The organism is Erwinia billingiae Eb661, from assembly GCF_000196615.1.
Classification (GTDB): domain Bacteria; phylum Pseudomonadota; class Gammaproteobacteria; order Enterobacterales; family Enterobacteriaceae; genus Erwinia; species Erwinia billingiae.
Genome location: NC_014306.1, coordinates 4,867,169 through 4,889,963 on the forward strand (window position 1 = coordinate 4,867,169; position 22,795 = coordinate 4,889,963).

The following is a 22,795-nucleotide window of genomic DNA, read 5'->3' on the forward strand; positions in this document are numbered from 1 at the left end:
TGCAGCCTGATAACCCTATTTAAAGTCCGCGTATGGCGTTAACGGCTCTGGCGGCAGATCCAGATCGCCCTGCCAGCCGGCCATCGAATAGCGCGCATAGATCAGCCCGTGGCTCGGCGTATAGTCTTTTGCCTGCTGAATATCGACGCCGACGCCCATCGTCCAGTGCGCGCTTAACCGGCGTTCCAACACCGCGCGCAGGGTATAGCCGAATCCGTTGCTGCTGCTGTCGCTGCTTTGCGGGTTATCCGTGGTCAGCGCGCCGAAATCGAGCGGGTAGCGTGACTGGCCGTCGGTTTCCGAATGGGACCAGGAAACCGAACCGCCGAGATCGTAAGACCAGTTTTCCGTGCGCTGCCGCCAGCTGACCGGCACCGAGAGCGAGCTGTAACGCTGCGGGCTGTAATAGCCGCCCTGTCCAAGTGAGTAATCACTCAGATCCTTCGCGTAGTGCCACAGCATGCCGTTCAGGCCGATGGTGGCCCGCCGGTTGTTTTCGTTGATCAGCTTGTAGTAATAGCCCGCCATCAGGCGTTCGCGGCTGTTATCCGCCACGTTTTCGCCGGTGATCTGGTGCGCGCTGAGATCGGCCCAGACGCCGTTGGCGTTGCCCTGGTCATAGCTCAGGCCAATCGCGCCGCCGGTTGCCACCACGCCGCCCCAGGTTTTGCCGCTGGCGGTGTTGGGATCCTGCGCGCCGGCATAGGCGAGCAGCGAGCTGGAAATCGGCCGCCGCGACGCGGTCAGCGACACGCCGATATCCTGCCAATCGGTGTTCCAGGTGACGCCACCCACCCAGTTGGTGACCGCAAAGCCCAGCGGCGTGGTGCCAATATCCGCGCGCCATTTATCGCTACGGTAGCCGACGCCAAGGCTGGTGCCGTTCTGATGCTGGCGGAAATCGCGGTTGCAGGTCGCATCGTCATTGGCACAGGTGCCGAACGTCTCATCAATATTTCCATCGACGTTGCGCGAGAAGGTGCCGGCCGACACATCGACATTATCCAGCCGCAGGAAGCTTTTGCCGTCGGCAAATGGCGTTTCGGCTTCCATCATGGTGGTGTGCGCAGTGAAGTCGGACACGCCGCCGGTGCCCTTATTGCGCGAATAGTCCTCTTCCAGCGTCAGCGTGCTGTCCTGCTGACGATAAAGATCGGCGGCATCGCTGCGGATACCGCGCTTCAGCCAGTCATCCCGCCGTTCGTTGCGGGTCAGCCGGGTAAAGGTTGGGTTATCCGGCGGCACCACCAGGCTGATGCCGCTGGCGACCATCGCCTGGCGGTAATCCTCCTGCGCGAAGTGAGGCTGACCCTGCTGCGCTTCCAGACGGGCGGCATCGCGATAGATCAGCGCGCTGCTTTGCGACGGCCCGTCTTTTGCGGCCTGGGTTTTCAGCCCGGCATACAGCGAGGTGGCTTTCTGCGGCTCGCCCACCGCCAGCCAGGCATTGGCCACCCGCCGTCCGCTGTAGACGTTCGCCGTGGACGCCTCGGGCGGCAGCGCGTTCAGCTGCTTACGCGCGGCGGCCAGCTGATGGCGGGCGATCAGGGCCTCAATGTTATCCAGGCTGGCTTCCGCGCGGGCGATTAGCAGGCCGGTTTCCAGCCGGGTATTGAGGTCGGTGATATTGTGATCCCACTTTGCCTGCGGCAGCGTGTGGATCTGCGCCAGCGCGGCCTGTGGCCGGTCGCTGCCTGACAAATAGAGCGCGTTGGCATAGACCTGTGCCGGCACGCCGGGCTGCTGGCGCGCCATCGCCTGCATCTGCCGATCGGCGGCCTGCGTCTGCCCACTCTGACGCAGTGCGCCCGCCAGTCGGGTGTTCAGCCAGACGTCGTCCGGCGACAGCTGGAGTGCCTGACGGTATACGTCTGCCGCCTGCCGCACGTTTCCGCCAGCCGCCAGCCTGTCCGCCTCGGCGCTGAGCGCACTGCTGCGCAGGCTGGCGAGGGTATCACCCAGCGCCTTTTTCTGTGAGGCCGGTAGCCCGTTGATAAACGCCATCGCCTTTTGCGGTGACTGCTGTTGATAGAGTGCGGCCAGCCGTCGGGCGGCGGTGGTATTGCCTGCATCCAGCCGTAACGCGCGGCTGTACTGCACTTCCGCCGTGGCCGGATTTTTCTGTGCCAGCGCCACGTCGCCCAGCCCAATCAGCGCATAGCTGTCGCGGTTATCCAGCGAGCGCGCCCGCTGATACTGACTGGCGGCCTGGGGAAGGTTGCCCGCCGCCAGTTCTTTGTCACCCTCGGCAATCGCCAGCCAGTACTGGTTGGAAGTCAGCAGGCTGCGCCATTTGCCGATATCGGTGCCCTGCGCATCGGCGACAATCGCCCGCTGAAAATAGCCGTTTGCCTCGGCGCGCTGGTTGGCCCGCGCCAGCGCCTGGCCCATGGCACCCAGTAAATCGGCATCGTCTGGCGTCGCCTTTAGCGCAGCACGCAGGGCGGGAATGGCAGCGCTGCTTTGACCGTCATCGATCATCGCCAGGCCGCGCAGCCGCTGCTGGTAAGCCGGATCGGCCAGCATTTTTTGCTGCCGCGCCAGCTCGGTCAGGCCGTCGGACTGCGGCTTGTCACTGGTAAAGGTGGCGAGATAGGTTTTCAGCTGGGCGACGCTTTGCGGCGTGACCGGCTGCGATTTGATATGGCTCAGCCACAGTTCGGCGGCCTGCACCCGGCCCGCCGGATCCATTGCCACCACTTGCAGTTGTTTAACGGCGGCGGTCGGGTTATTGCGGCTCAGCTCCATTTGCGCAATCGCCATGCGCACGTTGATGCTGCCCGGCGCATCGCGATCCAGCGCGGAGAGTTCGGCCAGCGCGCGGTTTTCCTGTCCCGGCAGCCGCGACACTAACCGCCAGTATTCCAGCGCGATATCTGGCGAGGGAAAGACGCCGTTGAACTGTTTATCGTAAGCCGCTTTGGCCTCTTCCAGCCGGCCAGAGGTGGCGAGAAGCCGCGCCAGCTGCAGCTGTTTCCTGCCCTCGTCAGATAGTAAGCGAATACTAACTTCAGCCTGCCGCGTCGCCAGCGAATCGGGCGAAACCTGCTTCAGCGTCACCATCAGCTGACGCGCTTTGTCCTGTTCGCCCTGGTGCAGCGCCAGGCGGATCTGTGCCGCCAGCACCTGCGGATTATCCGGCGCAATTTTTTCCAGCCGGTACAGCGACTGGCTGACCAGATCGTATTTCTGGGTCGCTTCGCCAATCCTGACCTGTTGCAGCAGCCAGTCGACCGGCTCAACGTGATCGGGTGCCGCCGGCACGGCGCGGCTTAACGGCCACAGCAGCAGCGGCAACAACAGGCTGAGTCGCGAACGTTTCACTCCTCGTCGTCCTCGTCACCGAGGCGATGACGGCTGACGCGGCGCATCAGTCGCCACACCAGCAGCGCAAACAGGATCACCACCAGCGTGGCAAACGCCGCCAGCATCATCGGATGGGTGGCCAGCGCATTCCATACCCGCTCCCACCACGGCAAATGGCCCACCCAGTAGGTGTCGCCTACGCGCAGGCTGCGCACGCCGGATTCACGGATCACCGATGCCGAGCCAAAAATCGCCGCGCGTTTACCGCTGTCGATCAGCGCGCCATTCAGCAGTTCCCAGGCGCGCGGGCTGTCTGCCAGCAGCGCGACCACGCTGCGTTGCGCATCAAACGGCGACTGGAAGCCAATCACTGCCGCCATCGGCCCAGCGGAGCTGATGGTGGTCTGGCTTTCGGCGCGCAGATCGTCCGGGGCTGAGGAGCCGCTGGAGAACGCCGTCTGCCGGTTAGGCTTGTTGATCCAGCTTTTCGCCGCGTCCAGCAGCAGATTGACCTTGTCGTCATCCTTCATCTGTTCAGGCAACCGGCCGATCATCAGCAGATCGGCATCGCTGGTTTTCGCCTTGCTCCAGTCATCGGCGATCTGCATTTTCAGCGCCGGATAGCCGGTCTGCGCCGAGATATTGCCCAATGCGTTCAGCAGCGCGCTGACTTCGCCCGGCTGCGGACGGTTGTTGACCAGCACCAGCGTTTGCGCCAGGTCAGCATTACGGCTGAACGGGAAGCCGGCGTTGGCAAACGCGCCCAGCGACGGCATTTCCATATAGTGGCGATAGCCGGAGAAATCGACCGTCGAATTGCCGTCGATCACCACATGGTTGGATACCGGGGTGATGGTTTCGCAGCGCCCTTCGTTGGTGCCGTTATTAAACGAGCCGCCAATAAAGGTGCTGGCATAATCAAAATCGAAGCGCAGCTGATTGACCACGCCCAGCTGCAGCGCCGGAATGGTCAGCTGCGTGCCGCCATCCAGCAGCCCCTGCACCAGCGGAATATGCAGCAGCTGCTTGCCTTCCTCGCGCTTGTTGACCAGCGGGTAATCCTGCACAAACTGGTTGTTGAGGTTCACCGCCAGCCGCGATCCGTCATCCTGCACCGGGGAGGTATAGCGGTACTTGATATCCATATCGATACCGCGTGCGCGCACCAGGAACAGATCCGGCGGTAATTTCAGGGTTAACGAGATGGGCGCAGGCTGCATGCCGTCGGCCTGAAGCTGGCCCTGGAACTGTTGCAGCTCGGCGAAGGTGGTGGCGCGGTCGGTCCGTACCCAGTTTGGCGCATCGTAAGGCTGGCGTGCCGCCAGCTCCTTCACGCTGTCGATGCTCGAGGCCTGTCCACGCAGCAGCAGTTCGCCCTGCGCAATTCCCTGCACCGCTTTCAGCAGGTCCTCGTCGTTACGCCCCAGCACCAACAGTAATTTTTGGTACTTATTGTCCGGCTGGTCGATGATTTCCACCGTCGGTTTATCCACCGGCGGCAAATCCTTCAGGAAGTCCGGACGCCGATCGTTGGTGGCAAACACGACGGCGTGCTGACGATCCGGCAGCTGGTTATACAGCACCGGGAAGGTCTGTCCACGCCAGTCCGCCTGGGTGCCAAACCACGATGCCAGCACCGCAGCCGCGCGCTGTTGGCCGAGATCCGGCGCGCGGGCAAAAATCATCGGCAGGGTTAACGGGCGGCTGTCGCGCGCATCGAAAAACGGCTCCGGGAAGTGCGATAAATCATCCTTCAAAGGCAGCTTTTGCAGCGACAGATTCAGCGTGCTGTCCTTGCCGATATCCAGCCAGATGGCGCTGCTGGCCGGGTTTTCGCAGATGTTGGCGTAATGCCCCACCAGCTCAAAGCGGATGCGGTTGAAGTCGCCAATAAATCGCGGGTCAATCGGCACCTGCACCTGATTATTTTTACCGGCCTGTTCGGCGACTACCGGTACCAGACCGACCAGCTCGTCGTTCAGATAGACCTTCAGATGCGACATGCCGGGGATCAGCGACGGCGACGGGCGGAAACTCAGGTTGAGCAACGCGTTGGTCACCACTTCATCGCTGCGCACGCCAAACTCAATCTGCCCCTGAGTGCGGGTGCCGGTCAGGTTGAAGTTGCCTGGCGGCGGGGCGATCTGGGTAAACGGCCGCAGATAATCCCGCACCGGCGCGGCGGGATCGATGGCCGGAGGTGCCAGGCTGTCCGCCGTGGTGTTGACCGGCCGGGTGTAGCCGTCTGCTGCTGCCTGAACCCCTGGCAGCACGCCAAGCCATAATGCGGTGAACCAAGCTAATTTTTTCGTCATGGTGTCTTCATCAAGGTCAATCAGGAAACCGCGGAGCCTGTTCTGCTCACGCTGCGGGGGAAGAAGGAGGCCAGCCAGCCTGCCAGCTGCGTCAGCAGCGCAAACAGCCGGCGCAGCGGTGCAGGGCCATACTCTGCCAGCCGCAAATAGCCTTTAAAGCCCAGTACCACAATATCGGCCAGGCTTTGCACCGGTTTATCTTCCGGGAAACTGTCCTGCCACAGGGCCCAGGTATCGGCGCGGGCAAAGGTGCATTGAATAAATTCGACGTGCTGTTCGGTGGTCAGCTGATGCAGGCGGATGCCGGCGCGGCGGCCAAAGGTGCGCTGCACCTGGCACGGGAAGCTGAACTCCTGCTGGCCCCGGCGCAGCAGCAGCCAGACCTGTTCGCCTTCGCTGAGCAGATTGTCTTCGCGCAGCTCCAGGCCAACGCCGCCGTCGGAGTAGTCGCGCAGCGTGCAGGGCAGCATATGGCCATCGGCCCGCGCCAGCGCCGCCGGCATGGCAATTTCCACCCGGTGCGCTTCACGGATCTGCCGGGCTTCCACCGACACCGCCACCGCGCCGCCGAGAATAATCATGTTGTAGAGCACCCACACCAGGCTGACGATCACCGTCAATACCTCGTGCGGCGGGCCATAGTGCAGTCGCCAGAAGGCGGCGAACACGCCCGCCAGGTTGATCAGCACCAGGCACATATACGGCTTGGTGATCACCCAGTCGAGATGCTGCTCTTCCACCAGCCCGCCTTTGGCGGTGACGTTGAACTTGCCTTTGTGCGGATTAAACAGCGCCACCGTGGTTGGACGGGCAATATACCAGGCCAGCACGGTTTCATAGACTTCGCTCCAGAACGAGTGACGCCAGCGGCCCTGAATGCGCGAGTTGGTCATGCTGGTGTGCACCATATGCGGCAGCACAAAGATGGCGATCACCAGCGCCGGGGCAAAAATGATAAAGGCGTGGAACAGCAGGAAGGCCAGCGGTGCCAGCAGGAAGATCAGCCGGGGAATACCGGCGAGGAAGTGCAGCATGGCGTTGGCATAACAGAGCCGCTGCACCAGCTTCAGCCCCTTGCCCATCAACGGGTTATCCAGACGGAAGATCTGCACCATGCCGCGCGCCCAGCGAATACGCTGGCCGATATGGGCGGACAGGCTTTCGGTCGCCAGGCCCGCCGCCTGGGGAATACGGATATAGGCCGAGGTGTAGCCTTTGCGGTGCAGCCGCAGCGAGGTGTGCGCATCTTCGGTGACGGTCTCCACCGCGATGCCGCCAATTTCATCCAGCGCGCTGCGGCGGATCACCGCACAGGAGCCGCAGAAGAACGCCGCATCCCAGACATCGTTGCCATCCTGCACCAGGCCGTAAAACAGGGTGCCTTCATTCGGCGTGCGGCGGAAGCGGCCCAGGTTACGTTCGAACGGATCGGGCGAGAAGAAGTGGTGCGGCGTCTGCAGCATCGCCAGCTTCGGATCTTTCAGGAACCAGCCCAGCGACACCTGCAGGAAAGAGCGGGTTGGCACGTGGTCACAGTCAAAAATCGCCACGTATTCGCTGCGGCATTCGGACTTCAGCGCATGGTTGATGTTGCCGGCCTTGGCATGGGCATTCCCGGACCGGGCAATGTACTTTATGCCGATCTCTGCGGCGAACTGGCGGAACTCTTCGCGGTTGCCATCATCCAGCAGGTAAATGGTCAGTTTGTCCTTCGGCCAGTCGATGCCGAGTGCCGCATACAGCGTCGGTTTCACCACGCTCAGCGCTTCATTGTAAGTGGGTACTAACAAATCTATCGAAGGCCAGCTGGCGGTATCTGCGGGCATCGGCACCGGCTGACGCTGCAGTGGCCACAGGGTCTGGAAATAGCCCAGCACCAGCACCACCCACGAATAGGTTTCCGCCGCGATCAGCAGCACGCCAAAGGTCAGGCTGACCGGGTCATCCCAGTTCAGCGTGGAGGTGTAGCGCCACCAGAGATAGCGGCAGGAGATGGTCAGCGACAGTACGATCAGCATCATGGTCGGTAAGCGCCCCGGAATGCGCCGCACCACCATCGCCACGCTCCACAGCAGCACCACAAACACCGCCTGGGTAAAGAAGTCGAACGGCTGAGAGATACACAGCAGCGCCAGCGCGGTCGCCAGCAGGATCGCCAAACCAAACAGCCCTTTGCGTAGCGCAGCAGGCATCTGCTTTATGCAGCGGTCGGCCTTGCGCGCCAGCTGTCGGTCTTCCGCGCGCTGCGGCAGTCTGCCCAGCCAGATTAAGGCGCGCTGCCGCCAGCGTTGCAGCGGAATAATACGTGAGCGCTCACTACGGCTAACAGCACCGACCGGCAAGACCAGCATCAGCCACAGGCTCTGAAAAAGATAACGCAGCAGGTCTGCCGGACGCGGTTTTTCCGGCGAGATATGCGGGTACAGGCGACGGCGATCGGCCTGCACCTTTTGCCAGGCCGGCGACTCAAAACGCAGCAGCGACCAGCCCAACACCAGCCACAGGCAGTGCAAGGCGGAGGTGAGGGATGACGCACCGTGATGGCGGAAGCCGCTGTATCGTTGATGCAGCGCCTGCCAGACCGGCGGATTCAGCAGCCAGCGTAACGGCGTCACAACGTCGACCCAGGGCGGGCAATTGACGCCGGGGCGATAAACGGCTTCATGACGCCTGCTCAGCCAGATGGATCAGCGCCCAGCTGGCAAAGGTCATCATCTCTTCTGCCGCCAGGCTCTGCGGGCGATATTCGCTAAACGGCTGCTTGCGCAGCAGCGCTTCCGCCACCGCCTCATCGCGATGGAGTGTCAGCGGGATCAGGTTCTGCAACGTCGCCAGCCACAGCTGATGCAGATCCTGCTGCGAACGGCTGACCGGGAAGAACTGATTCAGTAAGAACAGGTTATTGGCGGTAAAGCGCTGCTGATGCAGGCGGATATGGCAGTTGGCATCGGGCACCATCACGCTGATGGTGCGGTCAGCCAGCGCCAGCAACGCCCGCGTCCACGGCGTGGTGCCGGCAGGAACATCCAGCAGGATCCAGCGGTAGGTTTGCCTGAGTGTGGCAAGCTGCGCGGTCCAGCCATCCAGACCGGCCTGCGGCTGGCTGACAAAGGCCATCAGCTCGTCGTCATTCAGCTGGCCGAAGGGGATAAAATCCAGCTCGGGCGCATAGCGCAACGCACTTTGCTGCCAGGGCTGGCGATCGAGCGCGGTGCGCAGCCAGCCACGGGGATGATCCGACGCGGTATTGAAGTGCATCCGCAGCTGGTTATCGGGCGACATATCGATGGCAATAACCGACTCGCCCAGCGTATGCAGCGCCCAGCTCAACCCGGCCACCAGCGAAGTGGTGCCCGCGCCGCCGCGCAGCCCCTGAAAGGCAATTACCGGCATTACGCCACCTGCTTACGGACGTCCGTGGCCCGTTCCGCCAGTAACGGCCAGCGGGCAACGATCGCCGCCAGTCGCTCTTCGCGGGCGATATCAATATAGCGCCAGTGTTGTAAAGAGAAGGCGTCGGCTAACGCGCGAATGTCATCCTGTGATTCATTGCTTACTGATAACAGCGGATGTCGCGGCTCACTCATTATCAAACCCTTTTTTACGCAGCGGAAGGTGCCAAAAGTGGCGGGGTGTTCTAAGAATTAACTTAGGGACAGTTTAAATGGGTTTGGCAGAACTTGTAATGTATATTTACAGCAAGATAAGTCAGGCAATCTATTTTCATCTGCTCACCACTCACTGTTTTTAATAGGACGTGTTGCGATAAAACTTATGGCCACATCATTTTCTTTAGGTTTCGAACAGGTCAGGGATGAATTAATCCTGATGCAGCCGTCCGGCTGTTATTGGGTGACCGCAAATCGGCAAGAAGATGCCCGCGTTCTGGCACGTCAGTGCATCAGCGCGCAGCGCTCGGTGGCCCTGATAACCTCCGGCAGTCAGCCGCAGGCGTTGCTGACCCCGGCACCGCCCGGCGGCCCTGATGCGATCCCGATGTTCTCCCTGCCGGAGACGCGTAAAGCATTGCTCAACCTGACCGACGATCTGGACCGGGTGCTGTCGGAAAAACCGCGTCTGGTTATATTGTTTACCGCTTCGTTGTTATGGGAAAAAATAGCGGCGGACGAGGTGAATATTTGGCTTAAGCAATTACAGCAGTGGTTGAGCGGTAAAAAGATTACGCTTCTGATTATTACGGCGGGTAGCGGAATTAATAACCTGCGCAATCATTTGCAAACCTGTTATCGCCACCTTGAAGGGCTTTCCCATCTCGACTGGCAGCAGGACAGCTGGAATTACCGCATTAACTGGTGGGCGAATGGCGGCGGCATGCTGGCCGACCGCGCCATGCGACTCAGCGCCTCGGAAACGGGCTTCGCGTTGTTGGATCAGGATGAGCAAAATACGCCGCTGACCCTCAACGATGAGCAGCGGTATCTCGCGGAACAAACGGTGCTGGAAGGCGCGCCGCCGCTGTCAACGCAGTGGACGCTGTTCGCCACCAATGAAGCGGTCTATGACCGCGCGTTGCAGGCCAATGCCGCCACGGTGATTTTCACCCTGAAAAACAGCGATCGTATTCCGCATCTGGCGGGCCGCATCCACAGCCTGCGCCGCACGCGCGGCAGCGGGCTGAAAATTGTGGTGCGCGAGATGGAAACCGCCCTGCGCTACAGCGATGAACGCCTGCTGCTGGCCTGCGGCGTCAACGCCATCGTGCCGTTTAATGCGCCGATGTCGCGCTTCCTGACCCTGCTGGAAGGCATTCAGGGGCAATCCTACAATCGCCACGTGCCCGCCGATCTTGATGCGTTGCTGAAATCGATGCAGCCGCTGCAGGAAAGAGGCTATCTGCCGCTGGAGGCGTTCTGCCAGTCGGTGACGCTGCTGGTGAACAACGCCCTGCTGCCCGAGAATGGCAAAGGGCTGTTGGTGGCGCTGCGGCCGGTGCCGGAGCTGAAACCGGAACAGGTGCTGACGCTGTGCAAACCCCGGCGCTTTGGCGATCTGGTGACGCTGGTCGATGACCGGATTTATCTGTTCCTCTCCTCCTGCCGCTTCAACGATTTGGATACGGCGGTGAAGTATATCTTCCGCCTGCCGCACGATGAGATTTTCACTAACCGGCTGGTGTGGCAGGAAGATCTGCAGATTTTATCGGAGATCCGCCAGATCCCCGGCAAGGTGAAAACCGCCTGGCGCGCCGCGCCGGTGCAGCCCGCTGCCGATCCGAAGGCGTCGACGCCGGCCACGGAAGCGCCGCGCCGCCAGCCGCAGGACATCACCCTCGGCAAACAGCCGCCGGAAGCGTCAGAATGAATCTGTCGGACATTGTGCAGATCCTGATCCTTGTGGTGCTGCTGCTGTTATTACTGAAACCTGTTTATGCCCGCTGGCTGCCAAAAAAATGGCACCGGCTGATGCTACGCCTGACCCCGCCGCGCGCCCTGAAGTACGAAGGCACCTGGCGACGTAATGCGGCAACACCACCGGATAAGAAATGACTCAACGACCTGTTATGCCCGCGACGCGCTTTGTATGGCGCGGTCTGGGTGGCTGGAACTTCTACTTCCTGATCAAATTCGCGCTGCTGTGGTTTGGTTACCTCAATTTTCATCCGTTGAGCAACCTGGTGTTGCTGGCCGGCTTGTTGCTGCCGATCCGCTCCGATCGGCTGCACCGCCTGCGTAACTGGATCGCCATCCCGGTCGGCATCGGTTTGTTCTGGCACGATACCTGGCTGCCCGGCCCGGAAAGCATTGCCAGTCAGGGCAGCCAGCTGACCGGCTTTTCCGCGTCGTATCTGCTGGAGCTGGCCAACCGCTTTATCAACTGGGAGATGGTGGGTACCGCCTTTGTGATGCTGGTGCTGTACCTGTTTATTTCGCAGTGGGTGCGGATTACCGTGCTGGTTTCGCTGGCGCTGCTGTGGCTGAACGTGGTGACGATTGCCGGTCCGTCGGTGAACCTGCTTCCCGGCAGCAGCACGCCGGTCGCGGCGTCTACGTCTGCGCCAGCCGCGAAGGTCGCCGCCGACGGGTTGGATCAGTCTGCGCCGCCCACCAGCGCCAATCTGACCGCGTACCTCAATAAGTTTTACGACAGCGAAAAGCAGAAAGTGACCGCGTTCCCCGCCACCTTACCGGCGGAAGCGGCGCCGTTCGATATTCTGGTGATTAATATCTGTTCGCTGGCGTGGTCCGATCTGGATGCGGCGCAGCTGCGCGATCACCCGCTGTGGAAGCACTTCGATATTATGCTGAGCAACTACAATTCGGCGACCGGTTACAGCGGTCCGGCGGGCATCCGCCTGTTGCGCGCCAGCTGCGGCCAGAGCTCGCACAGCGATCTGTATAAACCGACCGATGGACGCTGCTATCTGTTCGACAATCTGGCCAGCCTCGGCTTTAAGCAGCAGCTGATGATGGACCATACCGGCGTGTTCGGTAACTATCTGCAGGAACTGCGTGAAGAGGGCAATCTGAAGGCACCGCTGATGTCGCAGGCCGGGATCAGACCGGAGCTCAGCTCCTTCGACAGCTCGCCGGTATTAAACGATGGCGAGGTGATGCAGCGCTGGCTGGATGAGCGGCAGAAAAGTGCCGATCCGCGCAGCGCCACTTTCTATAACCTGATCCCATTGCATGACGGCACTCGCGAACTGGGCAGCAGCAAAACCGCCGCCTGGCAGCCGCGCGCGAAAATGCTCTTCGATCAGCTGGATACTTTCCTGACCAATCTGGATAAATCCGGCCGTCGGGTGATGGTGATCGTGGTGCCGGAGCACGGCGCGGCGCTGGAAGGCGACAAAATGCAGATGTCCGGCCTGCGGGATATTCCCAGCCCGTCGATTACTCATGTGCCGGTCGGCATTAAGTTTGTCGGCATGAAAGCGCCTCATCCGGCCCAGGCCGTGGACGTCTCTACGCCAACCAGCCTGCAGGCCATTTCCGAACTGGTTTCCCGTGCGGTGGATGGTCAGGTGTTCAGCAACCCTCAGCTGAATCTGGCGACGCTTACCGCCAACCTGCCGCAGACGCCGGTGGTGTCGGAGAACGATAACGCGGTGGTGATGATCTATCAGGGCAAGCCGTGGATCCGGCTGAACGGCGGGGATTGGGTGGCGTACCCGAACTGATTGTTAAAAAAAACCCGCCTGCTCAACCGTTTGAGCAGGCGGGTTTTTTATTGCCTGCGGAGCAGACTAGTGGTCTTTCAGCGCCAGCCAGGCCAGCAGATGCAGGCTGGAGGAGAAGTAATCCTCTTTGGCATCCAGCTGGTCTGTCAGATAGCCGCTCTGATTCAGCGTCAAATCGCGCACCGCCAGCAGACCACCGGCCATATTGTAAGGCGCTTTGTTATTGCTCATCACGTCAATCCACGCCGGGGTTTGCAGCCGGGAGAAGCTCATCCAGTAACGCTGGAAAGGCACCAGCTGCAGACTTTGCGCGTCATACCAGTAGACATACAGCGGCACGCGGATCGCGTCATAGCTAAAGCGCGGCGGCCAGGCGGTGGCCGGTGCCACCGTGCCGTCGGCGTTCAGCGCCACCCAGTCAACCGGCAGGCCGGCATCGCCAAAGCGCATCTTGCCCAGCAGATCCATCCCGCTGTCGATCAGGTTGGTCCAGACTTTCAGATGACTGCGCGCGGCAAAATCACGCCACGCCGGGAACAGGAAATAGGACGGGTTCAGCACCACGTAGCTGGTTTTATTAAAGCCCTGCACGCCAGGCAGCATCACGGTCTGGCCACCAAAGGTGATCACTTCGCGGTCAACAATCGCCTTCTGAATGCGGTCGGATGCCTGCAAATACGCCTGATCCTGCCACTTCTGTCCGGCCTTCAGCAGCGCCCAGGCGATCAGCACATCGCCGTCGGAGGCATTGTTCTTGTCCATCACCGGATCGGCGGCGGCTGGATTGTATTTCCAGTAGAACAGGCCATTTTGCGGGTTCTTCAGGTGCTGCTGGGTCCAGCGCCACAGGCTGTCGAAGCTGCCGCGATCGTTGTACCAGACCGCCATCAACATCGCGTAGCCCTGCCCTTCGGTATGGCTGACGTTGTTGTTGCCGGTATCCTGAATGCGGCCGTCTTCGGTCATAAAGCGCCCTTTAAAGGTGCTCCAACCGTCTGACGCGGTGGCCTGCGCGCAGCCCACCATCATCGCAATGATCATCAGGCTCGCCCTGAGCAGAGACATCATTATCTTCCTCACCTCTGATAACGGAAATTCAGCGTGGCTTCGCTGTCGGTTTCTTCGCACACCAGCGGAACGGCCTGGTTGCCGCCCTGATCGCGTAGCCAGCGGGCGTATAAGCCCAGCAGCACCGCGCCCAGCGCCTGACGCCACTGACGGGCTTCAATCTGCCCGTCGCCCGGCGGCAGCGCCATATGCGAGATCACCATCGAATTCTCGCGCGGCTGCACATCAACAAAGCCCCAGTTAAACTGCGCCAGCACCGCGTTGATCTGGCTTTCCAGATCCGCCACGGTATTTGCCGCGCCCAGCGGATAGCGCGCTGCCAGCGTGTCACCCATTTGCTGCAGGAAGGCGTGACTCTCACGCTCTCCGGCATTGCGCAGCATGCCGTTGATCATCACGCTCAGTAAGTCGAACCAGCCTGGCTGATACTGCTGCTGACGATAGTAGTGCAGCGTACGGTCCTGAAGGTCAGTCATTCTTATTTGTCCCCGAGCATATAGCGGAAATAGAGTTTCGCGCTGCTTTCGTTGTAATCACCGAAGGTGTCGTAGCCCAGCTGGCCGCCAATGGTGACGTCTTTATTCACCTTGTAATCCGCACCGGCGTGCAGATTATAGCCAATGCCGTTTTTGCTGCCGCCTTCGTAATAGGCCTCGGTGGCGTAGCCCGCATTGTAATAGCTTTCCAGCTGCGCCTGTTTATCCGGATCCGTTGGGAAGTAGGCGCTGCGATCCTGCGAGTAGGACTGATAACCCACCGAGCCGCCGACCTTCACCTTCAGATCGTCGTAGTTCTTGCTCCAGTCAACCGGGAACGACACCGCAACAAAGTTCTGCGGGCTGAAGTAACCGCCCTGGCCGTAGGTGTAGTAGCTGAGGTTTTTCGAGAAATCCATCCAGCTCATGCTGATACCGGTTTTCAGCTCGCTGCTGTCGTCATGGAACGGACGCACGTAGGCGCCCGCCTGGCCCATGATGCTCTGGTTGCTTTCAACGTTCTCACCGAGATAGCTGTAACCGCCCGCGCCGAAGTAGAAACCGGCGTCGCCGTTGTCGTAGCTTAACAGCGCATCGCCGCCGTTTTTGGTCACGCGGCCCCAGCGCTTGCCACTCAGCTTGTCTTCAACGCCGACATAAGAGAGCAGGCTGTCGGTGACCGAACGGCGTTCACCGGTCAGGATCAGCGTCAGGTAATCGGTCAGCTTCGGTGACCACTGAATGCCGCCCACCAGCGTGCTGAGATCCTGGCCCAATGGCGTCGAGCCGAGGTCAATTTTGAAGTTGTCGTTGGTCAGGCCGAGGTTCACTTCAACCCCGGAGGCGTTCTGCGATCCCGGTGAATCCAGCTTCACTTCCGACGGCAGCACGTTGTTGGCCTGCGCGCTGCGGCCCTGCTCCAGCGCCTGGGTACCAAAGCGCGGCGTGGCCGAACTGTTGGCACTGCCCGCGCTGAGGGTCACCGGCGTTAAGGTGAAGTCGAAACGGGTGTCGCCATACGGCACCGTTGACCAGGTCAACGGCGCTTTGGCTTCGGTCAGCTTACTGAGGCCGGATTCGCCATCACGCCCTCTGACCTGTACGCCGCCCTGTGCCCAGGTGCCGGTGCGCTCCTGCAAATCGTCCATCATGGTATCGATCTGATGCAGCGTCTGGCTCTGCTGCGACGGCACGTCCACACTGGCGGTTTGCATCGCTGCATCGCTGCTGCCCGCCGGGGCGTTCTGCCATGGCATCACCGCGCCATACGCCGAAGGGGAACGACGCTGCGATGGCGTGGTGCGGTTGATAAACGGATTGTCTGCCAGCGCCAGGCCGCCGATTGCCGGGTTGGAGCCGCTTGAGGCGCCTTCCAGGCCGATCATCTTGCCGCGCGCGGTGCGCAGATACGCCAGCGCCTGCTGATGGTCGCCATCGGCTTCCGCCACGCGCGCCATAAGCAGCAGGCGCTCCGGGGTTTGCTCGCCACGCAGTCCGGCCACCAGGCCTTTTGCCTTTGGCAGATCGTGACTGGCCAGCGCCACGTCAATCGCGCCAACGCGGGCATCCTGGGTTGGCGTGTCGCGGGTCATCAGGTAGTCATACACCACGCCCGCTTCTTTGTTCATTTTGCCGGACTGATAGAGACGGCCCATGGCAAACATCAAATCGGTGTTCTGCGGATCGCGCTGCAACGCGCCGATCAGCTTGTCATAGGCCGCGGCATACTGCTTCTGATTCCGCAGACGGTCGGCTTCGTTGATCACGTAGCCGTTCTGAATGCCTGCCAGCTGGGTTTGCGTGCTGCGCGACTGCAGTTCCGGGTTGCTGAGGAAGCGCTGCGCTTCGCCGCTCAGCCCGGCCTGGTTCAGCACCGCCACCTGCGCGGCATAATCGCCGGCATTGCCCTGCACGCCGCGCTGCATATTGTTGCGTACCACGGTTACCGCCGTCGACAGATCGCCGGCATCGGCCAGCCCTTTCGCCAGGTTACCCGCATCGGCCGGGTTCTCCGGTGGGTTCACCGCCAGCGCTTTCAGGGTGTTCGCCGCCGCGGCATTCGAGCCCTGCGCCAGATACTGCTGCGCCACCGCCATCTGCAGATTGAAGTTAGCCCTGCGCGACAGCTCGCGCATTTCGCTGCTCTGACTGCGGGCAGGAATACGGGCGATCAGCGTCTGCACCTGCTGCCAGGCCCCGCTTTCGCTGGCAAACAGGGCGCCGGCGTAAATTTCGTTATTGCTTGCGCCGTTACGGAACGCCGGCTGCATGATGCCCGCCGCCAGGCTGGTGTTGCCCTGCTGCTGGTAAATGCGCGCCAGATCGAGGCGAAGCCAGGGATCGGTTGGGAAGCGCTGAGTGCCCTGTTGCAGAATGGCAATCGCCTGCTGGGTATTGCCTGCCGCCAGCGCCTGCTTCGCCTGACGGCGCACCGGATCGCTGGTCACCGCCGGTTTCGGCGTCACGCTTTCGCGCACGCTTTCCGGCAGAGACGACAGCAGCGTATTGGCTTCTGCGCCACGGTTCTGCTGACGCAGCACGTAGAACAGCCCTTCTTTCGCCGGACGGTTGTCCGGGTCGCTCTGGATCACCGAGCGGTAGGTCTGCTCCGCGGCGTCGAGCTGGTTGCTGCGGCGCTGCACATCGGCGCGGAACAGCTTCGCCGACACGCCTTTTTCGCCGTCGGCCTGGGTCAGGGGTTCACTGAGGCTGAGCGCCTGCGCGGTATTCCCGGCCTTCATCGCCTGCTGCGCGGTGGCAAGCTGGGCATAGAAACGGGCGTCGGCGGCCTGGGTCATGCGCTGCTGGCTGTTTTCACCGCCCTGCTTCGCGGCACGATCGAGATAGTCCGCCGCCGCGGCATAGTTGCCGTTACGCTGGGCGACATAGCCGAGACCCGCCAGCGCATCGGCATCTTCCGGGTTGGCCTGCAGCACCTGATTAAAGGCAGACTGTGCGCCGGAGACGTCACCGCTGTTCAGCGCGGTAAAGCCCTGGCCTTTCTCGGCGCCGCCGGCGTTCTTACGGTAATAGTCCATTACCGCGCGATCCTGCGGGTGACGCTGCTGATAGTTCTGGTACAGCGGGGCATCGGCCGGCTGCGGACCGAGCCATAACAGGCCCTGACGCAGCGAGCGGTCCGCATCCTGGTTGCCATCCGCCATGCCGGCCAGCGTTTGCAGACCTTCGCGGCGGGTGGATTCCTGGTAGGTCAGCGCCTTGCCCAGCGCCAGCTTCGCGCCGTTATCCTGCGGATTTTGCGCCGAGAACTGACGCAGGTTATCAATCGCCTGCGGCAGCAGCGAACGGTCGCCCGCCATGGTCAGGTAATATTCTGCCGCCACGCTGGCCGGCGGCTCGTTGCCGCTGAAGGTGTTGCGCCAGGTTTGCAGCGACGCCGAGATATTGCCGCTGCGGGCCTGCTGACGGGCCAGCGACAGCTGCGCCGCCGGGATCGACTGCAGCTGACGGGCCTGGTCCAGCTCCACCAGATGCGCATCATCCGGCGAGACCTGGCTCAGACGCGTGCGCCATTTGCTGGCCGTCGCGCTGTCACCGCTCTGCTGTGCCCACAGCGCCATCAGGTAAATGGCCTGAGTGTTGCTGCTGTCGACCATCAGCACTTTGTTCAGCGCATCGCGGGCCAGCTCGTCATGGGCCTTCTGGTGCCAGTAATTGGCCTGATCGAACAGCGCCTGGATGGCCGGGTTGTTCTCCGCTGCCAGCGCCGGGAAAACCAGCGCAGAGGCAGCCAGCGTCATGCCGGGAACCCAATGCTGACGAAGTCTGGCGGTCAGTGTTTTTATTTTCATCATGTCGGTTACTTCTTCTCGCCAGAGGAATCGGAATCATGTTGCGGGTTCAGTCGCTTCCAGGCGTGGCGCTTCAGCAGCACAACGGTGCTCAGGCCCACCAGCACAGAGAACAACAGCGCCAGCAGGGCTAACACCACCGCATGCTGGTTGGCATACCAGATCACCATCATGTACCACGGCATCTGGCCGCTCGGGAACTGCGCGCCGACGCGGAAGCTGCGGATACCGTTCTCATCGGTGATGATCGCCGTATCGCCCCGGATGCCGGCGTTAATGCGCGGCGACGTCAGGTCGTGATGCAGGCGGGAAAGCTGGGCATCGTCGGTGGCGACGGTCATCACCACCACCCGTGAACTGTTCCACGGCGAGCTGTAGCTGATAAAGCCGCGCCAGTCTTCGTTCGACGAGAAGTAGCGATCCGCATCCACCGCCTGGCGGTACCAGTCACCGGTCAGCCAGCCGCGCAGGTTATCCAGCAGCGTCGGCTCTTTAACGCCGAGGGTGTGGCCGTTCACATCGTACGGCGTGCCCTGCAACATCGACTGGTTGAAGGCCGTCTGCGACAGGGTCGAAACCGCCAGCACATCGCTGTTCTTCAGGCGTCCCAGCGAGGTTCCGCCCGCCGGAATACCAAACATCACGCTGTTGTGGCTTAACGCCACGCCGGTGGCATTGCCCGAGCGTCCGGCCATATCCAGCAGGGTGCTGATTTCAGCATTGCTTGGCGAGGACGGCAGCATCAACACGGTCTGCGAGTAGTCGGCAAAACGGGTGAACGGGAAGGCCGCACCGACGAAATACGACAGGTTCGGCAGCAGCGTAAAGTGACGCGTGTGGCTCAGGTCAATATAGGAGTCGTCTTCGATCCGGCTCTTGATATTGTTGTTGCTTAACACGCTGCACGGCGCATCGGCCTTCGGCTTGATGTTGAAGTACAGCTGCAGCTGGTTGTCACCGTAAATCAGGTACGGGTCGAGCTTCAGGGTGTAGTTTTCCTGACGCGCATCGCCGCCCAGACGGTGCCAGACGCTTTCCAGCAGGCCGACCTTGTTGACGGTCAGGTTACGCAGGAAGGTGCCGTTCAGCCCGACGTTTAAGAACGATTTGTCCTCATCAATCCAGCTTTCCGACGGGAAACGGTAGTTCAGCTTCACCGGCAGGGTGTCGCCATCCCACAGGAACAGGTCCGGCGCGGCGCGGAAGTTCACCCGCAGCGCGTCATGCCAGATCCCGGTGGTGGTCATGCTTTGATCTTTACGCAGCAGATCGCTGAGGCGAACCGGACGATCGGTGTTGATCCAACGCGGCGCGTCGTACGGCTTGCTGACCGGGATATTCTGCGCAGCCACCGCCAGCGACGGCACGTCGACGCTCAGCGGCTGCGTCAGACGCCAGGCCGCCTGACGCAGCGCGTCATCGTCCTTACCGATCACCAGCATCAGCTTGTAAACCGGGTTCACCGGGTTATCGATCACCTGCAGGCTCGGGCCGGTCACGCGTGGGATCGCCACGCCCGCCACCATTTCGCCCGGATGAGCAAACAGGATGCCGTTTTTCTCTGGCAGCTCGTTACGCAGCACCGGGAAGCTGATGCCACGGTAATCGGTCTGGATACCCATCCACGAGGAGACAATTGCCGCCGCGCTGACTTCACCCGGCGACACCGCATCGCCAAACACCATCGGCACCACCGAAGGGGTCATGCGCAGCGGATCGATAAACGGGCGCGGGAAGTTGCGCAGCGTGTTACCGATATTCAGCTGCTGGCCTTCCAGCGACAGGGTGGTTTTCGGCAGGATGGTGACCTGATACTGACTGGCGCTGTCGCGCTCGCACAGCAGCTGATCGGCATCGTTAATCTTGAAGCTCAGGTTGTTGCTGGAGACCACCATCGCGGCGGGAATATCCAGCTGATAATCTTCGCTGGCGCTGTCTGAGGCGCTTAACGGCAGCGTGCCCAGCGGCTGACCGTTGAGCATCAGCTGCAGCGAGGTGTTACGGGCGGCCAGCGCCTGAGAGACCTTCAGTGACAGGTTCAGACGGGCGTTAGTGATCACTTCATCCGTTGGCAACGTGAAGACGATACCGGACTGCAGCTGACCGCCGGTCAACAGAATGCCGTTGGTCTGGCCCATCTGGCCGACCGACACGGTGCTGGTCAGCGGCTGATTCAGCAACACGGGCTGCGCCGGGGCGGAAACCACCGGCGCGGGCAGCGGCGGCAGGCCCGCCGGCAGACCGGTGGCCGGATCCGGCTGCCTGGTCGCTGCGCTGTCCGCCGTGCCCGGTGCCGGCTGGGCAGCATCGGGCTGCGCGGCCGGATCGGCGGCGGGCTGGCTCATCTGAGAGGCCGTGCCGGTTGCCTGGTTCATCTGTGCCGAATAGCCCGGAGTGCTGCCGGTCTGCTGGCCTACATCGGCCGGCGGTGGGATCTGGGACAACGCATTGCTGTCCTGGGTCACGCTTTCCGGCGCGGCCCAGACGCTGCTCAGGGTCAGGACCCCGGTAAAACAGAGCGCAGGTAATATCAGTCGCTTCATGCCACGCCATCCTCTTCCTTCACGGCCTGACGATGACGCTTCGCACGACGATCTTTCCAGGTCAGCCAGAACAATTCAAATACGGTACGGATAATGGTAATCAGCGAGCGGAACGGTTTGTCCTTCTCGCCTTCTGGCTTGATCCAGGCGTCGGCGCGCGAGAGCACCACGCGCACCAGTTCGCGGCGGCGTGATAACGGGATCTCATCAAACATCAGGCGGATCACCCCGTTGTCCGAGCCCATAATGCTCACCGGAATCGAGATAGTGCCGGACTGCAACATCAGGTCGATGGCTTCGATTTCATCATTTTCATGACGGTCATCCGGCGCGTTAACCTGTGCGCCACCCATCGACAGATCCACCGTGGTGGTGCGTGAAGAGATGCCGCTGGCGTAGTGCAGCACCACCGGAATATTCACCTCGATACGGATGGTTTTACGCGTCTGTTTGGTTTCGCGCGCCACGGCAATCGCCGCCATCAGGATGATCAGGCTGAACATCGCCCAGCCGACGTTGAGGGCGATGACGTAAGGATCCACGCCGAAGTAGTCATGCGCCACGGCACGGACAATGCCGCTCACCACGCCAATCGTCAGCAGCGCGGCACAGATTACGTGTGGACGCACGATGTTGAAGTCGAAGAAGCCAACGTCCAGCAGGCCGCCCTTATCCGTTACGTTGAACTTGCCGTGCTTCGGCGAAATCATCGTCAGGAGGGTTGGGATAACCAGGTGGAAGGCCATCACCGTTTCGTAGATTTCCCCCCAGAAGGTGGCGCGGAAGCGGCCGTTCATGCGGGAGTTGACGTACAGCGACATCACCAGATGCGGCAATACGTAGGCGAAAATCAGGCTGGCTGAGGAGTGAATGATGTTCAGGTTGAACAGCAGATACGCCAGCGGCGCGGTCAGGAAGATTACGCGCGGCAGACCAAACTGGAAGTGCAGCATGGCGTTCAGGTAGCACAGACGTTGCTGCCACTTCAGGCCACGGCCCAGCAGCGGGTTATCCACGCGGAAAATCTGCGTCATGCCACGCGCCCAGCGGGTACGCTGAATGATGTGCAGACCCAGACGTTCGGTGGCCAGGCCCGCCGCCAGCGGCAGCGCCAGGAAGGCGGACTTCCAGCCCAGACGCTGCATTTTCAGTGCGGTGTGCGCATCTTCGGTCACGGTTTCGGTGGCAAAGCCGCCGATCTCTTCCAGCGCAGACCGGCGGATCACCGCACAGGAGCCGCAGAAGAAGGTGGCATTCCAGTTGTCGTTACCCTGCTGTACCGGGCCATAGAACAGCGCGCCTTCGTTCGGGATATCGCGCGCGGCTTTCAGGTTGCGCTCAAATGGGTCCGGCGAATAGAAGTAGTGCGGCGTCTGTAACAGGGCCAGTTTCGGGTCTTTCAGGAACGGTGCCACGGTGGCCTGCAGGAAGGCGCGGGTGGCGACGTGGTCGCAGTCAAAGACGGTAATCAGCTCGCCTTTGGTAATGCGCATCGCGTGGTTCAGGTTACCGGCTTTGGCGTGGCGGTTATCGTCACGGGTGATGTAGCCCACGCCCGCATCGGCGGCAAACACCGCAAATTCGCTACGCTTGCCGTCATCCAGCAGGTAGATTTTGATTTTGTCGCGTGGGTAGTCGATGCACTGGGCAGCGAGCACGGTATCGCGCACCACATCGAGGCTTTCGTTATAGCTCGGCACGTAGATGTCGACGGTCGGCCATAAGCTGACGTCTTCCGGCATCGGCTCGATGGTTCTCTTAAGCGGCCATGATGTTTGCAGGTAGCCGAGGATCAGGATCAGCCAGACATACACTTCGGCAATAAATAAGCCGATGCCTAAGATCGCTTCCACTTCGGAATTGAATGAGAGGGTTTCCGTCGCACGCCAGTATATATAGCGCGTCGACATTAATGCCGACAGGAACACCATTACCATAGAAATTTTGCGGCTTTTACTGAAGCCCATAACAAAAAGAATGGCAATAGAAATCAGACCAAAAATATACTGCTTCTGGCTGTCCATTGGGGTGATCACAATCACTGCGGCGAGCGGGAATAATACCAGCAGCAACAGGTAATACAGGACTTTTTTCATAAGTCATCCTGAAAACGAGACTATTATTTTTTACCGCA

13 protein-coding genes are annotated in these 22,795 nt (G+C 61.1%); 3 read left to right on the forward strand and 10 right to left on the reverse strand.

Annotated features, from left to right (window positions below; all coding sequences use genetic code 11):
- Nucleotides 1-15 precede the first annotated feature (15 nt).
- Genes bcsC through bcsR form a run of 5 tightly spaced genes read right to left on the reverse strand, consistent with a single transcriptional unit; the run spans nucleotide 16 to nucleotide 9,208 of the window.
- Nucleotides 16-3,324 carry a cellulose synthase complex outer membrane protein BcsC gene (gene bcsC / locus EBC_RS23605; RefSeq protein WP_013204392.1) on the reverse strand — a complete coding sequence of 1,103 codons (3,309 nt, stop codon included), beginning with the start codon at nucleotides 3,322-3,324 and terminating at the stop codon, nucleotides 16-18.
- The gene (gene bcsB, locus EBC_RS23610) at nucleotides 3,321-5,621 is read right to left on the reverse strand and encodes a cellulose biosynthesis cyclic di-GMP-binding regulatory protein BcsB (RefSeq protein ID WP_013204393.1); all 2,301 of its coding nucleotides are present in this window, start codon (nucleotides 5,619-5,621) and stop codon (nucleotides 3,321-3,323) included. The genes bcsC and bcsB (EBC_RS23610) overlap by 4 nt, the downstream gene beginning before the upstream one ends.
- A gap of 20 nt (nucleotides 5,622-5,641) precedes the next feature.
- The gene (bcsA, locus tag EBC_RS23615) at nucleotides 5,642-8,236 is read right to left on the reverse strand and encodes a UDP-forming cellulose synthase catalytic subunit (RefSeq protein WP_013204394.1); all 2,595 of its coding nucleotides are present in this window, start codon (nucleotides 8,234-8,236) and stop codon (nucleotides 5,642-5,644) included.
- A 46-nt stretch (nucleotides 8,237-8,282) separates the two neighbouring features.
- Complete coding sequence (gene bcsQ / locus EBC_RS23620) at nucleotides 8,283-9,014, reverse strand: cellulose biosynthesis protein BcsQ (RefSeq protein WP_013204395.1); 732 nt, start codon at nucleotides 9,012-9,014, stop codon at nucleotides 8,283-8,285.
- Nucleotides 9,014-9,208 carry a cellulose biosynthesis protein BcsR gene (gene bcsR, locus EBC_RS23625; RefSeq protein ID WP_013204396.1) on the reverse strand — a complete coding sequence of 65 codons (195 nt, stop codon included), beginning with the start codon at nucleotides 9,206-9,208 and terminating at the stop codon, nucleotides 9,014-9,016. Before bcsR ends, bcsQ begins: the two co-directional genes overlap by 1 nt.
- Nucleotides 9,209-9,395: 187 nt before the next feature.
- Here bcsR and bcsE point away from each other — a divergent pair, with 187 nt between their 5' ends.
- From bcsE to bcsG, 3 genes are read left to right on the forward strand one after another with little or no spacing between them, the layout of a single operon-like run.
- Nucleotides 9,396-10,943 (forward strand): cellulose biosynthesis protein BcsE, encoded by a 1,548-nt coding sequence (gene bcsE, locus EBC_RS23630; protein WP_013204397.1) that lies wholly within the window; start codon nucleotides 9,396-9,398, stop codon nucleotides 10,941-10,943.
- Entirely contained in the window at nucleotides 10,940-11,128 is a 189-nt protein-coding gene (gene bcsF / locus EBC_RS23635; protein ID WP_013204398.1) for a cellulose biosynthesis protein BcsF, read from the forward strand. Before bcsE ends, bcsF begins: the two co-directional genes overlap by 4 nt.
- Entirely contained in the window at nucleotides 11,125-12,762 is a 1,638-nt protein-coding gene (bcsG, locus tag EBC_RS23640) for a cellulose biosynthesis protein BcsG (protein ID WP_013204399.1), read from the forward strand. The genes bcsF and bcsG overlap by 4 nt, the downstream gene beginning before the upstream one ends.
- Before the next feature lie 66 nt (nucleotides 12,763-12,828).
- Here the strand turns inward: bcsG and EBC_RS23645 are convergent, their stop codons facing one another.
- From EBC_RS23645 to bcsA (EBC_RS23665), 5 genes are read right to left on the reverse strand one after another with little or no spacing between them, the layout of a single operon-like run.
- Entirely contained in the window at nucleotides 12,829-13,830 is a 1,002-nt protein-coding gene (locus tag EBC_RS23645; protein WP_013204400.1) for a glycosyl hydrolase family 8, read from the reverse strand.
- A gap of 8 nt (nucleotides 13,831-13,838) precedes the next feature.
- Nucleotides 13,839-14,306, reverse strand: a complete 468-nt coding sequence (gene bcsD, locus EBC_RS23650) for a cellulose biosynthesis protein BcsD (RefSeq protein WP_013204401.1) — start codon at nucleotides 14,304-14,306, stop codon at nucleotides 13,839-13,841.
- Nucleotides 14,307-14,308: 2 nt separating this feature from the next.
- Nucleotides 14,309-18,118, reverse strand: a complete 3,810-nt coding sequence (locus EBC_RS23655; protein WP_013204402.1) for a cellulose biosynthesis protein BcsC — start codon at nucleotides 18,116-18,118, stop codon at nucleotides 14,309-14,311.
- An 8-nt stretch (nucleotides 18,119-18,126) separates the two neighbouring features.
- Entirely contained in the window at nucleotides 18,127-20,661 is a 2,535-nt protein-coding gene (gene bcsB / locus EBC_RS23660) for a cellulose biosynthesis cyclic di-GMP-binding regulatory protein BcsB (RefSeq protein WP_013204403.1), read from the reverse strand.
- A complete protein-coding gene (gene bcsA, locus EBC_RS23665; protein ID WP_013204404.1) occupies nucleotides 20,658-22,757 on the reverse strand; it encodes a UDP-forming cellulose synthase catalytic subunit in 2,100 nt (699 codons plus the stop codon). Before bcsA (EBC_RS23665) ends, bcsB (EBC_RS23660) begins: the two co-directional genes overlap by 4 nt.
- Nucleotides 22,758-22,795 lie beyond the last annotated feature (38 nt).